General features: G+C 61.3%; 14 protein-coding genes. 10 read left to right on the top strand and 4 right to left on the bottom strand.

Going from position 1 to position 13,679, the window contains the following annotated elements:
* Positions 1-2 precede the first annotated feature (2 nt).
* Complete coding sequence (locus tag CRI93_RS12630) at positions 3-194, bottom strand: hypothetical protein (RefSeq protein ID WP_098062999.1); 192 nt, start codon at positions 192-194, stop codon at positions 3-5.
* 648 nt (positions 195-842) lie between these two features.
* On the opposite strand from CRI93_RS12630, the gene CRI93_RS12625 reads away from it, so the two are divergent.
* The 8 genes from CRI93_RS12625 (at position 843) to CRI93_RS12590 (ending at position 9,082) form a co-directional block, all read left to right on the top strand.
* Positions 843-1,541, top strand: coding sequence for an ABC transporter ATP-binding protein (locus CRI93_RS12625; protein ID WP_098062998.1), 699 nt, complete (start codon positions 843-845; stop codon positions 1,539-1,541).
* A gap of 10 nt (positions 1,542-1,551) precedes the next feature.
* Positions 1,552-4,089, top strand: a complete 2,538-nt coding sequence (locus tag CRI93_RS12620) for an FtsX-like permease family protein (RefSeq protein WP_098062997.1) — start codon at positions 1,552-1,554, stop codon at positions 4,087-4,089.
* Positions 4,090-4,214: 125 nt separating this feature from the next.
* Positions 4,215-4,493 (top strand): type II toxin-antitoxin system RelE/ParE family toxin, encoded by a 279-nt coding sequence (locus CRI93_RS15560; RefSeq protein ID WP_098062996.1) that lies wholly within the window; start codon positions 4,215-4,217, stop codon positions 4,491-4,493.
* Positions 4,494-4,519: 26 nt separating this feature from the next.
* Positions 4,520-4,807 carry a HigA family addiction module antitoxin gene (locus tag CRI93_RS12610; RefSeq protein ID WP_098062995.1) on the top strand — a complete coding sequence of 96 codons (288 nt, stop codon included), beginning with the start codon at positions 4,520-4,522 and terminating at the stop codon, positions 4,805-4,807.
* A 149-nt stretch (positions 4,808-4,956) separates the two neighbouring features.
* Complete coding sequence (locus tag CRI93_RS12605) at positions 4,957-6,198, top strand: lipocalin-like domain-containing protein (protein WP_098062994.1); 1,242 nt, start codon at positions 4,957-4,959, stop codon at positions 6,196-6,198.
* An 828-nt stretch (positions 6,199-7,026) separates the two neighbouring features.
* Positions 7,027-7,497 (top strand): type I restriction enzyme HsdR N-terminal domain-containing protein, encoded by a 471-nt coding sequence (locus tag CRI93_RS15410; RefSeq protein ID WP_176521865.1) that lies wholly within the window; start codon positions 7,027-7,029, stop codon positions 7,495-7,497.
* An 85-nt stretch (positions 7,498-7,582) separates the two neighbouring features.
* Positions 7,583-8,578: a 3'(2'),5'-bisphosphate nucleotidase gene (locus CRI93_RS12595; RefSeq protein WP_098062992.1), complete on the top strand. Its 996-nt coding sequence runs from the start codon at positions 7,583-7,585 to the stop codon at positions 8,576-8,578.
* Positions 8,579-8,629: 51 nt separating this feature from the next.
* Positions 8,630-9,082: a nucleoside deaminase gene (locus tag CRI93_RS12590; protein ID WP_098063037.1), complete on the top strand. Its 453-nt coding sequence runs from the start codon at positions 8,630-8,632 to the stop codon at positions 9,080-9,082.
* Between the two features lie 7 nt (positions 9,083-9,089).
* On the opposite strand, the gene CRI93_RS12585 is transcribed toward CRI93_RS12590, so the two are convergent.
* Positions 9,090-9,722 carry a hypothetical protein gene (locus tag CRI93_RS12585; protein WP_098062991.1) on the bottom strand — a complete coding sequence of 211 codons (633 nt, stop codon included), beginning with the start codon at positions 9,720-9,722 and terminating at the stop codon, positions 9,090-9,092.
* Between the two features lie 491 nt (positions 9,723-10,213).
* Here CRI93_RS12585 and CRI93_RS12580 point away from each other — a divergent pair, with 491 nt between their 5' ends.
* Together CRI93_RS12580 and CRI93_RS12575 are read left to right on the top strand one after the other, a co-directional pair.
* The gene (locus tag CRI93_RS12580) at positions 10,214-10,594 is read left to right on the top strand and encodes a hypothetical protein (protein ID WP_098062990.1); all 381 of its coding nucleotides are present in this window, start codon (positions 10,214-10,216) and stop codon (positions 10,592-10,594) included.
* Positions 10,595-10,854: 260 nt separating this feature from the next.
* Positions 10,855-11,223, top strand: a complete 369-nt coding sequence (locus tag CRI93_RS12575) for a protease inhibitor I9 family protein (RefSeq protein WP_098062989.1) — start codon at positions 10,855-10,857, stop codon at positions 11,221-11,223.
* Positions 11,224-11,247: 24 nt separating this feature from the next.
* Here the strand turns inward: CRI93_RS12575 and CRI93_RS12570 are convergent, their stop codons facing one another.
* Together CRI93_RS12570 and CRI93_RS12565 are read right to left on the bottom strand one after the other, a co-directional pair.
* Complete coding sequence (locus tag CRI93_RS12570) at positions 11,248-12,342, bottom strand: RluA family pseudouridine synthase (RefSeq protein WP_176521863.1); 1,095 nt, start codon at positions 12,340-12,342, stop codon at positions 11,248-11,250.
* Positions 12,335-13,516 (bottom strand): aminotransferase class V-fold PLP-dependent enzyme, encoded by a 1,182-nt coding sequence (locus CRI93_RS12565; protein WP_098062988.1) that lies wholly within the window; start codon positions 13,514-13,516, stop codon positions 12,335-12,337. Before CRI93_RS12565 ends, CRI93_RS12570 begins: the two co-directional genes overlap by 8 nt.
* Between the last annotated feature and the right edge of the window lie 163 nt (positions 13,517-13,679).

The following is a 13,679-nucleotide window of genomic DNA, read 5'->3' as shown; positions in this document are numbered from 1 at the left end:
CGCTACAACGAGAAGTAGATAAAGAGCGAGAGCGCCAGCAGCCCGGCCAGATAAAGCAGATCGGTAGGACGGCGACGGCGGTCGCGACGTCCGCTGCGCATGCGGCGCTTGATGTCGTCATCATCGGAAGAGTCGTAGCGGCGCGGTTCATACTCATAGCTGCGTGGACCGCGCCCGGCGGTAAACAGACCCATAGCGAAGGGAGAATGCAATGCAGAAAACCGGTACAAGCGTGTCAAACCTCCACCGGTTTCGGTGCGTTCCAAAACGCGATGATAAAGCGCGACGGGCCTGTATGTTTGATTGAGTCCTGAGATTATAGAGTTGGCGGTAGTAGTTCGCAAGAGTCCAGGTCGTTTCCAGGCCGTAAAACAGCTGGAACGCCCCCTTGAGTCGCCGATAGACCCGAACTGTTGCCAGAACCGAAATTTGGAGCAGGTGCTCTTGAGATTTGAGTTCACGGATTTGCAGGCAATCTGCACTGGATACATAGGAAACGCAGTGTCCGAGGGTAGCGGTTCAACGCTACGTGATGGACCAAATATACCAGTAGCCGGAGAACTTGCACCGAACGCTATCGGTGCTGGGAGCCCCCCGGTGCGGACGTCTCCGGCGCGGCTGACGGGAGCGAACGGGGGACCGTTCGCCGCAGGAAAGATTATTATTGGGAGAGCGATCACTTAACGTCTATCCACTACCTGTCCGGGTTTTGCCATTGGGATCGATCAAGGCGCCGCGAATCTCTGTAACGAAGCGCACACGCCTTCGCCTCCCCCTGAACCTACCGGCACACCGTAAGGTCACATACGACTGCAATTGCCTCCGCCTTTTTCTATCTGCCTATGGCCGTGCTGCTTCAGCTTTCCGATGTCCGAAAATCCTTCGACGAGGGCACCACGCGCCGGACTGTACTCGACGGGGTAGCGGCCACCATCGACGCGGGCGCCTTCGTGGTGCTTATGGGACGCAGCGGCGCGGGCAAGAGTACGCTGCTGAATCTGATTAGCGGCATCGACCGGCCCGATAGCGGGCGCATCCAGTATAACGACACGGACCTGACCACGCTCTCGGATACGGAGCGCACGCGCTTCCGGCGCAGCGAAATCGGCTTCGTCTTTCAGTCGCTCAATTTGATCCCCACGCTCACCGTCGCCGAAAACATTGCGCTGCCGTTGGAGCTAAGCGGGCAGTCTGACACCGCCACCGACCGCGTGGCGCACTTGCTCGACCGCGTGGGATTGCCCGACCGCGGCGACAGCTATCCGGACCGGCTCTCGGGCGGCGAGCAGCAGCGCGTGGCGATTGCACGAGCTCTGGCGCATCATCCGCTGCTCATCCTGGCCGATGAGCCCACCGGCAGCCTCGACTACGAAACCGGCACGCAGGTGCTGCGCCTCCTTACCGACCTGGTGGATGAGCACGACACCACGCTGCTCATTGCCACGCACGATCAGCAGCTGGCTCAGCAGGCCGACCGCACCCTCACCCTGCATAACGGCCTGTTGCACGACGGTCCCCTCAGCGCTATTCTCGCCGCGTAGCCCACCCCTCATGACGTCTCTACTTTCGCGCTCCAGCCTGCAATACCTACGCAGCCGCCCATGGCTGATGGCACTCTCGGTGCTGGGCATTGCGCTGGGCGTCGCGATCGTTGTGGCGATTGATCTGGCCAACACCAGCGCCTCGGACGCCTTCCGCCTCTCCACCAGCACCGTAACCGGCGAGGCCACGCATCAGGTGGTGGGCGCAGGGGCCGGACTCGACCAGTCGGTGTATCGCGACTTGCGCACCGAGCACGGCTTTCGCACCATCGCACCGGTGGTCGAAGGATACGCCACGGTCGAGGGCACCGCTGAGTCGCGCACGTTTCAGCTGCTGGGCGTGGACCCGTTCGCCGAGGGCCCGTTTCGTCCGTACGCGGGCTTCGGGCCCGACAGCGATCTGGAGCTGGAGCCGCTGTTGAATCGCTCCACCGTGCTGCTGGGCGCGCAGACCGCCGAGCAGATCGGCGTGGCACCGGGCGACTCGCTGGCCCTCTCGGTAGAGGGCCGCACCCGCACCGTGCAACTCATGGGCGTGCTGCAGCCCGACGACGAACGCAGCCGCCGCGCTGTCGAGAACCTGATCGTGACCGACATTGCTACGGCTCAGCGTCTGCTGGATGCGCAGGGCCAGCTCTCTCGCATCGACGCGATCATCGACGACGAAGGCACCGAACAGCGGTTACGGGCGGCGCTGCCCGATGGGGTGCAACTCCAGCGCTCCGACACCCGCACCGACACCGTAGCGCAGATGACCCGCGCCTTCGACCTGAACCTGACAGCTCTGAGTCTGCTCGCGCTGGTGGTGGGGGCGTTTCTCATCTACAACACGATGCTGTTCTCGGTCGTGCAGCGGCGTCCGCTCATCGGGCGCCTGCGGGCGCTGGGCGTTACACGGCGCGAGATCTTCCAACTGGTGCTGTCGGAGGCGCTGCTGCTCGGCCTGGCGGGCACCATTCTCGGCGTGCTGACGGGCATTGTCCTGGCGCAGGGCCTGGTGCAGATCATCACGCGCACGCTCACGGACCTCTACTTTGTGGTGACCGTGCAGCAGCTCTCAATTGCGCCCCTCACGCTTGCGAAAGGCGCTGGACTCGGGCTCGGACTTACGCTGGTAGCGGCCCTCTTTCCGGCCCGTGAGGCGGCCAATGCGCCGGTAAGCATGGTGCTGCAGCGCTCCACCTCCGAATCCGACATACAACGACGGGCGCCGTGGCTTGCACTCTTCGGTGCCGGACTCGTGGGCGCAGGCGTAGCCCTCCTGGCACTGGCCGAGGGCAGTCTGGCGTGGAGCTACGTGGGCTTGCTCTTCCTGATTCTGGGCGTGACGGCAGCGACGCCACTGGCCGTGCTTGGACTCGCCAAAGCGGCGCGTCCGATTATGGATGCGGCAGCCGGAGTGCTCGGTCGCATGGCCGCACGCGGCGTGGTGAGCACGCTCAGTCGCACGGGCGTGGCGATTGCCGCGCTCACGGTGGCGGTGGCTTCGACCATCGGTGTGGGCATTATGATCGACAGTTTTCGGGGGACGGTCGAGACGTGGCTGCAGCAGTCGCTTCAGGCGGATGTGTACATCCAGGCGCCCAGTCCCAGCTTCCGGCAGTCCACCTCGACCATCGACCCCGCACTGGTAGAGGCCATTCGCAATGCCGAGGGCGTGGGCAATGCCTACACCGTGCGGCACGTGGACATCAGCGCCGATGTGGGCCCCACGCATCTCATTGCCATCACGCCGGGTCCGCAAACCCCGGACACCTACACGCTCAAAGCGCAGACCGGCGCGGTGTGGACGGCATTTGCCACCGACGACGTGGTGCTGGTCTCCGAGCCGTACAGCAACCGCTACGACGTGGGTGTGGGCGATACGCTGACCCTGCAAACCGATCGGGGTCCGCATGAGGTATTCGTGCAGGCGGTCTACTTCGACTACGCCTCGGACACCGGCAGCGTGATGATGAGTCGCCCGGTGTACGACCGCCTCTACGACGACGAGCGCGTGTCGGGGGTGGCGGTCACCACGGCGGCGGGCGTAGACACCGACGCGCTGATTGCGGAGCTGCGCACGCAGGCAAGTGGCATCCAGAATGTGATCATCCAATCGAACGAAGCGCTGCGCTCGGCCTCCCTCGACATCTTCGATCGCACGTTTGCGGTCACGAATGTGCTGCGCCTGCTGGCCATTGTGGTGGCGTTCATCGGCGTGCTTACGGCGCTGATGGCGCTGCAGCTGGAGCGCAACCGCGAGTTTGCGGTGATGCGCGCCTCGGGCATGACGCCGGGGCAGGTGGGCGGCCTCGTAAGTATGCAGACGGGGCTCGTGGGGCTGTTTGCGGGCCTGCTATCGCTTCCGCTGGGCTATGCGCTGGCGTACGTGTTGATCTACGTCATCAACCTGCGCTCGTTTGGATGGACGCTCCAGATGGACGTTGATCTCGGCATCCTCCTGCAGGCCGTAGGTTTAGCGGTGGCGGCGGCGCTCCTGGCGGGCCTCTACCCGGCCTGGCAGATGGCGAACGCGAACCCGGCGCTGGCGCTGAAAGAGGAGTAAGGGGTGAACGAGACATAGCCACCTCCGACTTCTTTTTCTGAAACCTCAAGGGTAAAGCACAAGTGTAACGCGTTACGTTACGCAGCCCAAAAAGAGAAACAGCGGATTAAATAAATCAGCAGTCCGTGATTCAGAAAATCCGCCACAAGGGACTAAAAAAGCTCTACAAGGATGACAGTGCAGCAAAGATCAATCCTGACCATGCCAATAAGCTAAGACGGATCCTTGGAGTGTTGGATCAGGCATCCTATCCCGCTGAGGTAGATCTTCCGGGATTCCGGCTTCATCCTTTGAAGGGTGAGTACAAGGACTTTTATGCCGTACAGGTATCGGGAAACTGGCGCGTCATATTCCGCTTCGTAGAGGGTCATGTAACGGACGTTGACTATGTTGACTACCACTGAACCAGAACAAAGCGAAGCCCACGATTATGCCGATGCACAATCCACCGCATCCTGGAGAAATCATCCGTGAGGAATGCCTCAAACCATTGGATTTGACCATCACGGGAGCTGCTGAAGGACTTGGAATTCACCGCAAGAACCTGTCTCGGATTCTTAATGGCCATGCCGGCGTATCGCCCGACATGGCTGTTCGACTGGCCCGTGCGTTTGGCAGTACGCCCGAAACATGGCTAAAACTCCAGATGGCCTACGATCTATCTCGGGCCCGAGAGAAGGAAGAAAATATCCGTGTGAAGCAGTTTGTCTCGGCCTGATTGTGATTGAGGGATAAGCTGGTCAGGATACCCCGAAATTGCAACAGTTTGTGTATAACCGATGGGACCCCGACGTTGCAGCCCAACGTGCGCCCAGGGTACAACGTTGCAGACGAGCAATCCGCCAATGTATCACATAATGCCTGCCCATGAACCGTCCCTTACTCATTCTCATCGCCATCGCGCTGCTGCTGGGGCTGGGCGCGTACTGGCTCTCGGAGCCGGGCGTTGACGACAGCTCCGTCCGCACCACCACCTCCGTCGCCGAGGCCATGGGCAGCAGCGACACCACCGGCTACGACCGCGCCGACCGCGTGATTGACTTCGCGTTTCCCGAGGACCACGGTCCGCACCCCGGCTTCCAGACCGAGTGGTGGTACTTTACCGGCAATCTCGATGGTGCCGACGGCAACGCGTACGGATTCAAGTTTACCATCTTCCGCTCTGCGCTCTCGCCGCCCGATTCGGCGACGGTCACGCCCGTGTCCAGCGATCCCGCCACGGCATCCGACTGGCGCACCAATCAGTTCTACATGAGCCACGTAGGCGTGAGTGCCATGGATCGCGCCTGGCACCGCAGCGCTGAACGCTTTGCGCGGGGCGGAGCCGGACTCGCCGGGGCCCGCGCCCAGCCCTTTCGCGTCTGGCTCAACGACTGGGAAATGCGCAGCGCCGCGCCCGTTGAGCAGACGCCTGCCGCCACGCCCAACGACGCGACCTTTCCGCTCCGCCTGCAGATGAGCGACGACGAGATGGGCTTCGACCTGACCGTCACGCCGCAGAAACCGCCCGTTTTTCAGGGGGACCGTGGCCTCAGTCAGAAGGGGCCCGGCTCGGGCAATGCGTCGTATTACTACTCGTACACGCGGCTGGACACCGAAGGCCAGGTCATGGTCGAGGGCGATACGGTGAACGTCACGGGCCAGAGCTGGATGGACCGCGAGTGGAGCACCAGCGCCCTCGCTGAGGATCAGGAAGGGTGGGACTGGTTCTCGCTCCAGTTCGACGACGGACGCGAGCTCATGTACTACCAGCTCCGCAACGACAACGGCATGCCAAGCCCCTTCAGCAAAGGGCTTCTGGTGGAGGAAGACGGCTCCTCGACCCTGATCGAACGCGAAGATGTGGAGCTGGAGGTCACCGATACGTGGACAAGCGACCTCGACGGCGAAAGCACGTACCCGGTGGCCTGGCAGATGCGCATCCCCGAATACGATCTCGACCTCACCATCACGTCGTACTTTCCGGGGCAAGAGATGGACGTGTCGGTGCGCTATTGGGAGGGCGCGGTGCAGATTGACGGCACCGCTGGTGGGGCGGACCTCTCGGGGCGTGGCTACGTCGAACTCACCGGCTACGCCGACGGGGCTTCAGCTGGGCCGATGTCGTAGTTTTATCGCAGTTGTACCTCTCGTCGCGGGGCTCTGCCTCGTGACGCGCCCGTTCAGGGGCTCCGCCCCGTTGAAGCCTGTATTGCTGCGAGCGGTTATCGCACTCCTGTCCAGTCATGGCTTCGGTGCTGGACTGACGCAGGAGCGTCCTCTACCACCGCACCGACGGGGGACCGTCGGTGCCAGGGCCGATGTCGTAGCGTGCCTCCCACCGGGTAGCGGTTCAATGGTAAGTGATTGTCATATGGCCGACATCATCGGAGCCAGACAACCCCCTCTGTCTATCGACATCTCCCCCTTGGAAAAGGGGGAGAAACCCGAAGGGAGAGGGGGTTCGAACAAGACAAACCTACATTCTACGATAGCCTTATCACTTAGCGTCTACCCACTACCTCCCACCGTTCGCCCTGGAACGTCTGAGTCCAAACCTCACGTGCGATGTCATCCTGGGCAACGCCGAAGGATCTCCTTGAACGTCTGGCGCCGACGGTGCCGACCGCATTCGGCACGAGCGTCAAGGATGCTCCGTATCCACCCCTCAGTCGCTCACGCGACAGCTCCCCTCTCCAGAGGAGCGACTTAGGGAGGCGCGCTTCACACTGTTCGTCAGTAGCCGGAAACCGGGAGCGTCCCCAGACGCGGCGGCTCCGGCATCATTTGCTCTCTTATTCCCGTATTCCCTCCTCTGCTGAATCTCTCGTCGCGAGGCTCTGCCTCGTGACGCACCCATTGAGGGGCTCCGCCCCGTTGAAGCCTGTGTTGCTGCGAACGGTTATTGCACCCGTATCCAGCCATTGCTTCCCACCAAAAGCCAAAAAATCTCTCGCCATGGAAGCCCTTACCCTTCCCGCCATCAACGCACAGATGACTGAGCGCGACGGAGCGGTGCACATCCACGACCCCGTGCGTACAAAATACGTCCGCTGCACGCCTGAAGAGTGGGTGCGTCAGCACTGGGTCCGCTTCCTGCATACCAGCCGCAGCGTGCCCATGGGACTTATGGCGGTGGAGCAGGGATTTACGTGGCAGGGGCGCACCCATCGCGCCGACCTCGTGGTGCACACGCGTCGTGGCAACCCGCTGGTGCTGCTGGAATGCAAAGCCCCGTCGGTGCCGCTCACGCAAGATGTGTTCGACCAAACGAGCCGGTACAATCAGGTGCTGCAGGCGCCCTTCTGGATCGCCTCGAACGGCCACCTGCACTATGTCTGCCGCGTTGACCTGGAGGCGGGCGAGACCACCTTCTTAGACGAGCTGCCCGCATACGACGAATTGTGCGCAAAGGCGTCTGCGGCGTAGCATACAGCTACACACTTCCGGTGCTGACTTGTATATTGGCTTCTTGTAACTCGCTTGTTTGCTCTAATCGCTCCGCTTCCCACTTATGTTTTCGGATGCCACTGCCGAGACTCGCTCCGTTGCTCTGCGCGCTGTTCGCGCTGCGGCTGCTCTATGCCAAACGGTACAGGCGGATATTGACGACACCGTCGCCACGAAAGATGATCGCAGTCCCGTGACGGTCGCCGACTTTGGGAGCCAGGCGCTTATCTGCCGCGCGCTGCAGCAGGCATTTCCGGATACGCCGGTCATTGCCGAAGAAGACAGCGCGATGCTGCAGACCGAGGAGCAAGCCCACATTCTGGAGCAGGTCGTAGCGCGCGTACAGGCCCACGAACCAGCCGCCACTGCCGAATCCATCTGCCGCTGGATCGACCACGGCAACGCCGATCGCTACCACGATCGCTTCTGGACGCTCGACCCCATCGACGGCACCAAAGGGTTCGTCCGCGGCGACCAGTACGCGATTGCGCTTGCCCTCGTTGAAGACGGCGTGCCCACCGTGGCGGCGCTCGGCTGCCCGAATCTGCCCGATAACCTCGACGATCCGACCTCGCACGGACAGGTGTTTGTCGCTGTGCGTGATGAGGGCGCCATGCAGTTCCCGCTGTCCGATCCAGATGCCGACGGCACGCCCATCCACACCCGCGACACCGCCCAGGCCGAGGAGGCCCGCTTCTGCGATTCGTTTGTCTCGGCCCACAGCGCGCACGACAAAGCCAAGGAGGTGGGCGATATGCTCGGCATCAGCGCGCCGCCTATCCGCATGGACAGCCAGGCCAAGTACGCCATCGTAGCCCGTGGCGATGCCGACATCTACTTCCGTCTACCCCGCCCCGGATCCGACTACACCGAGAAGATCTGGGATCATGCCGCCGGACGCCTCGTGGTGGAAGCTGCAGGCGGACGCGTCTCCGACATGCACGGCGAGCCGCTCGACTTTACCCACGCGCCTTTGCTCTCCGAAAACACGGGCGTGGTTGCCACCAGCGGCGCCATCCACGACAACGTGATCCAGGCCCTCGCCGACTACGAGCGATAGGCCCTCGCATCCCTCTTACCTCAATTCAACTGCACTATGAATCCCGATCTGATGCGCCGGGCTATTGCCCTGGCCGTTCAAAACGTAAAGTCCGAGCGCGGCGGCCCCTTTGCTGCGCTCATCACCCGCGACGACGAAATCATTGCCGCGGGCACCAATGTCGTCACGTCGGCGGGCGACCCCACTGCCCACGCCGAGATTACCGCCATCCGGCGGGCCTGCGATAAACTGGGCACGTTCGACCTGTCGGGCTACACGCTCTACACTTCCTGCGAGCCCTGCCCGATGTGCTTTGGCGCCGTCTACTGGGCGCGCCTCGACCGCGTGTACTACGCCGCCACCCATGCCGAAGCGGCTCAAGTGGGATTCGACGACTCGCACATCTACGAAGAGATCGACCGTACGCCCGAGGAACGCTCCATTCCGATGCGGCGCGTGCTCGAAGACGAAAGCTGGGCCCCCTTCGAGACCTGGACTGAGTACGAGGATCGTATTGAGTACTGAAGAAGTGTCAACGGGATGGCGGGTTTCCCTTCCATTGCTCGACGAAATCGTCTGTCTCCAGGCGGTCGATCGTGCGATGCAGGCGACCCGCCACGTGATCCACAAGCACAATCCATCCGACGGGGAGCACCGCTACGAGTGTTATAAAACCAATCATCTGCGGAAGATCACCAGCGTTGACGCCCAGCACAAGGAAAAGAATCAGAATTGGACTCATGACCGCCGCCAGAACGTAGCTAAACTTTCGGAGGGGCGTCCACGGCCCATTCAGTCCCAGCGTGCAGCTTAGTGCGCTCAGTATAGATGTACCAACGAGCATGCGCATGGCCTCGTCAAGCATCGCAGCGACCGCCGCTCCCGTGTACAAATAGGGCAGGACCCCGTGCCAGAACCGCGTCATGTCCTCTGCATCGACCTGCATCCCCGTGCCCAGATACGGCTCCAGCAGGGTCGGAGCGCCCGGTACTTCAAAGAGCGGACCCAGCGCGAAACCGCCCAGCGCCAGCAGAAAAAACGAACTGACCACGACCACGGCAAAGACCACTGGTCCCAGGTGCAGCCAGCGCACGTAGTCTACCACCAGTTTGAGACCGAGCTTTAGCACGCTAAGTAGACGAGGATCCCCCGGCGGTTCGGTCATGAGTTCGTGATATCTGTTCGCAAGATACAGCGCACGCAGATCTGTACAGGCATCGGGAGACGCAACACATTCCCACTATTCCTGCACTCTGCACGCTTCAAAAAAGGGTAGTGGATAGAAGGTTAGTGATTACTGAAAGCCTCATCCGCCGGTCATCCTGACGCCCGACCACGGTCGGGGGGAAGGATCTCAACGCTGACCTCGCACGCTTGAAATCGCGCCCTGCACCGGAGCACCGCATCGCGCGTCCCCGAAGCAGGGGCTCCGTCCGCGTGACCTGAGATGCTTCACTGCGCTCCCCATGACGATAGCGGCTACACGGGCCCATCCCGTTATGCATCGTATCATTTAACGTCTACCCACTACCAAAAAAAGTATATCAAGACACCTGAGTTCACAAAATGTTCTAAACCAAATCTTTTAAAGCTCCCATCCTCTGGGTATTCTTCGATTAATCATTATTTTAAACTTCTCCTTTCATCCTGTTTGTCATGATTTCCCAATCTCTTTCTGATCCGTACTGCGTAATTCCAATTGCTGCTACCCTTTTCTTCCTTTCGTTTGTAGGCTGCTCCACCGGCGTCGAAAATGACCTGCCCTGCTCAGATCCTGCACCGCTGGAGGGCAGCCCGAGTGAGGAGGCTGAAGGCGTTTTCGTGATTTACCAGGGTGATAGAGAATGGAGTGAAGACGAAATAGAGACAACCACCAGCGAACTGGCTTCGAAGTACGGATTTGATGTACGAAGCACCTATCGCTATGTACTCCAGGGATTCGGCGTTAATCAGTTGTCTGCGGAGGCCCTCGACGGGCTTCGATGTGAGTCGGTAGTCGAGTATGTGTCGTACAACGCAAAAGTCGAGGCGTTCTAATGGGCAACAGGGCAATCGCATGTTAAGCAAATCACGGTGGCGGAACCGGATGGCTGTCTTGCTGAACCGGATTTATGACACTTGAGGGCAGATATCTCACCCCGGCTCGGATCGAAGAACTTTAAGATGCAATCGCCCTGTCCTGAGCACCACATATAAAAGAGGAGTAGTCTTCCCGTACCGCGATCGGGATACCCCATGTGGAGGGAGGCTTAGGTTTGGCTCTGTAACTCACTCTTAAACTAAAAACACAACCAGCTATGCGCTTACCATATTGCGTAATTCCAATTGCTGCTACCCTTTCCTTCCTTTCGTTTGCAGGCTGCTCCACAAACGTCGAGAACGACCTGCCCTGCTCAGATCCGGCACCGCTGCACGGCAGCCCGAGTGAGGAGATTGAAGGGTTCATTGTAGTCTACCAAGACGATAGAGCATGGACCGAGGAAGAAGTGGAATCTACCACAAATGAACTGGCTACACAGTATGAGTTTATGCCAGAACATATCTATACGGCATCCAGGGTTTCAGGCTTCAGTGCAAACTTCTCCGCGGAGGCTCTCGACGGGCTTCGGTGTGAGCCGGTGGTGAGGTATGTAGAGTATGATATGCAGGGCGAAATTGCCTCGTGAGCAACGGCAGACATGAGGCAGGTGCTACACCACCACGTCACGAAGCCGTGCCCACACCGCCTGCATGTCGTCGGGCAGCGGCGCGTTGAAGGTAAGGCGCTCCTCTGTCGTCGGATGCGTAAAGCCGAGGTGCGCCGCGTGCAGGGCTGGGCGCCCGAGCGTGTCGAAGAGGCGGTCGAAGAACGTTTGCCGCTTGCCGCCTTGCCGTCCGTAGCGGATGTGCGTGCCGCCGTACGTGTCGTCGGCCAGGAGCGGATGCCCGGCTTCTGCCGCATGCACTCGAATCTGATGCGTGCGCCCCGTCTCCAGCGTAAACGACACCTGCGATACATCGCCCAACCCTTCTTCTACTGCGTAATGCGTGGTGGCCGGCTTGCCCTGCTCCGCATCCACCACCGCCATGCGCGTACGGTGATGCGGATCGCGGCCAATGGCCCCGGTAATCGTGCCTTCGAGCGGATCGGGCGTGCCCCACACCAGCGCCACGTACTTCCGGTCGATGGTGTGCGCCTTGAACTGCTTCGCCAGATGCCGATGCGCCACGTCGTGCTTCGCCACCACCAGCAGCCCCGTTGTGCCCTTATCCAGGCGGTGCACAATACCCGGACGAATCACCGGGTGGTCGGGGCGGCTTGGCAGCGCGTTCACGACCGAAAGCCCCACATCGTCATCCGACATCTCGGGCGTGTCTTTGCTCATGCGCTCGCCCTGTACGTGGTGCAAGAGCGCATTCACGAGCGTCCCATCGCGGTGTCCGGGCGCCGGATGCACCACGCGTCCGGCGGACTTATTCACCACGAGCAGGTCGTCGTCTTCGTAGACCACTGCCAGCGGCAGATCCTGCGGCACCGCCTCCATGGGCGGCTTCTCGATCACGCGACACACAATCCGGTCGCCCGGCTCCACCGGATACGACTTCTTGACGTCCGCGCCATTCACCTTCGCATGCCCCTTTTTGATGCTGCGCTGGATTTTGGTGCGCGAGGCATCTGGAAAGAAGGGGGTCAGGAACTTGTCGATGCGGGGCATCGCGGTAAACGAATCGGGCACGCGGATTTCAACCACGTCGCCGTCGCTTTTGGTGTGGGCGGTCCAGTCGATGGTAGGGGCGTCAGGCATGGGTGGGGGCACAGATGCGTTCGAGGGCAGCGAGCGTGCGGTCGATTTCGGTGTCGGTGACGTAGTACGCTGGACTCAGGCGCAGCTTGTCGTTCCGGCACGCCCCGATGATGCGTTCATCGGCCAGCGCTTCGTATACGGATTCGGCATCGTCCACGTCAAGCGTCACGATTCCGCTTTCGGGGGGATGCGGCAGGTAGGCGTCCAAACCAAGATTGCGGCAGCCATCGGCCAGGCGACGCGCCAGGTGCCGGGTGCGCTCCGCCACGCGGGCACCGCCAAAGGCATCACGAAGCGTCAGCGACGCATGCAGCGCCAGAATGCCCAGCGCGTTCATGGTGCCGGTGCGAAAGCGGCGGGCGTCGTCGTGCAGGGTGAGCTCGTACGCATCCAGCTCCGTCCAATTCACCGGACCGTGCAGCCAGCCGGTGGGCGGCGTGAGCTGTTCTTGCAGCGCCTCGCGCACGTAGAACACGGCCAGTCCCTGAATACCCATGAGCCACTTGTGGGTGCCCGCCGCCAGAAAATCGATGTGCGCGGCCTCCACATCCAGCGAGAATGCCCCCAGGCCCTGAATGGCATCCACGCAGAAGAGAACGTCGCGCTCGTGGCAGAGCGCCCCGATGGCTTCGAGGTCTGCGCGGAATCCCGATAAGAACTGAATCCACGACACCGACACAAGGCGGGTATCGGGCGTGAGCGTGCGGGCTACGTCGTCTACGCTAAACGTGCCGCGCTCGGTGGGAATGAAGTCGAGCGTCACGCCCTGGGCTTCCAGCTTCTTGAACGGAAACACGTTGGTCGGAAACTCGCAGTCGGGCACCGCAATGCGATCGCCCGGCTGCCAGTCGAGTCCGTCGGCCAGCAGATTGAGTGCCGCCGAGGTGTTCGGCGCAAAATCGACGCGCTCCGTATCCGCCTGAAGCAGCTCGGCGACCTGGGTGCGTGTAGCCTTAATCACGGCAAGCAGCGACTCAAAGTCGTCGATCTGTGCGGTGCGTGTGGTACCCTGCCGCTGCTGCACGTGGTGCTGTATGGCCTCAGTGACCGCCCGACTCAGCGGACTCGTAGCGGCATGGTTCAGGTAGATGCGATCCTCCGTGTGCGGAAAATGGCGGCGGAGTGCATCGACGTCGCCAGGCGGCACAGGAGGGTTGAGAGCGGGTGTAGGCATTACAAAGCGTGGAGCGTGTACAATCAGGGCTGCTCATCCGTACCGCCACAGCCGGAGACGGGTTCGGTCGCGAAGTCTGGCGATCTGACGTCCGCACTCCGCAGCGCCAACCTCGACTGGTAAAGGACGTATGAACACCAAGCGTTTACTCATTCAACCGCGG

Origin of the sequence: Longimonas halophila (assembly GCF_002554705.1) — a bacterium.
GTDB lineage: Bacteria > Bacteroidota > Rhodothermia > Rhodothermales > Salinibacteraceae > Longimonas > Longimonas halophila.
The sequence above is the reverse complement of the archived record's forward strand: the minus strand, read 5'-3'. Positions and strand labels throughout refer to the sequence as shown.

Bases quoted from the DNA above. Each gene is read 5' to 3' on its own strand.
- CRI93_RS12595 (WP_098062992.1), top strand. From the start codon at position 7,583: ATGTTTTCGGATGCCACTGCCGAGACTCGCTCCGTTGCTCTGCGCGCT.
- CRI93_RS12625 (WP_098062998.1), top strand. From the start codon at position 843: ATGGCCGTGCTGCTTCAGCTTTCCGATGTCCGAAAATCCTTCGACGAG.
- CRI93_RS12590 (WP_098063037.1), top strand. From the start codon at position 8,630: ATGCGCCGGGCTATTGCCCTGGCCGTTCAAAACGTAAAGTCCGAGCGC.
- CRI93_RS12610 (WP_098062995.1), top strand. From the start codon at position 4,520: ATGCCGATGCACAATCCACCGCATCCTGGAGAAATCATCCGTGAGGAA.
- CRI93_RS12570 (WP_176521863.1), bottom strand. From the start codon at position 12,342: ATGCCTGACGCCCCTACCATCGACTGGACCGCCCACACCAAAAGCGAC.
- CRI93_RS12630 (WP_098062999.1), bottom strand. From the start codon at position 194: ATGGGTCTGTTTACCGCCGGGCGCGGTCCACGCAGCTATGAGTATGAA.
- CRI93_RS15410 (WP_176521865.1), top strand. From the start codon at position 7,027: ATGGAAGCCCTTACCCTTCCCGCCATCAACGCACAGATGACTGAGCGC.
- CRI93_RS12575 (WP_098062989.1), top strand. From the start codon at position 10,855: ATGCGCTTACCATATTGCGTAATTCCAATTGCTGCTACCCTTTCCTTC.
- CRI93_RS12580 (WP_098062990.1), top strand. From the start codon at position 10,214: ATGATTTCCCAATCTCTTTCTGATCCGTACTGCGTAATTCCAATTGCT.
- CRI93_RS12585 (WP_098062991.1), bottom strand. From the start codon at position 9,722: ATGACCGAACCGCCGGGGGATCCTCGTCTACTTAGCGTGCTAAAGCTC.
- CRI93_RS12620 (WP_098062997.1), top strand. From the start codon at position 1,552: ATGACGTCTCTACTTTCGCGCTCCAGCCTGCAATACCTACGCAGCCGC.
- CRI93_RS12605 (WP_098062994.1), top strand. From the start codon at position 4,957: ATGAACCGTCCCTTACTCATTCTCATCGCCATCGCGCTGCTGCTGGGG.
- CRI93_RS12565 (WP_098062988.1), bottom strand. From the start codon at position 13,516: ATGCCTACACCCGCTCTCAACCCTCCTGTGCCGCCTGGCGACGTCGAT.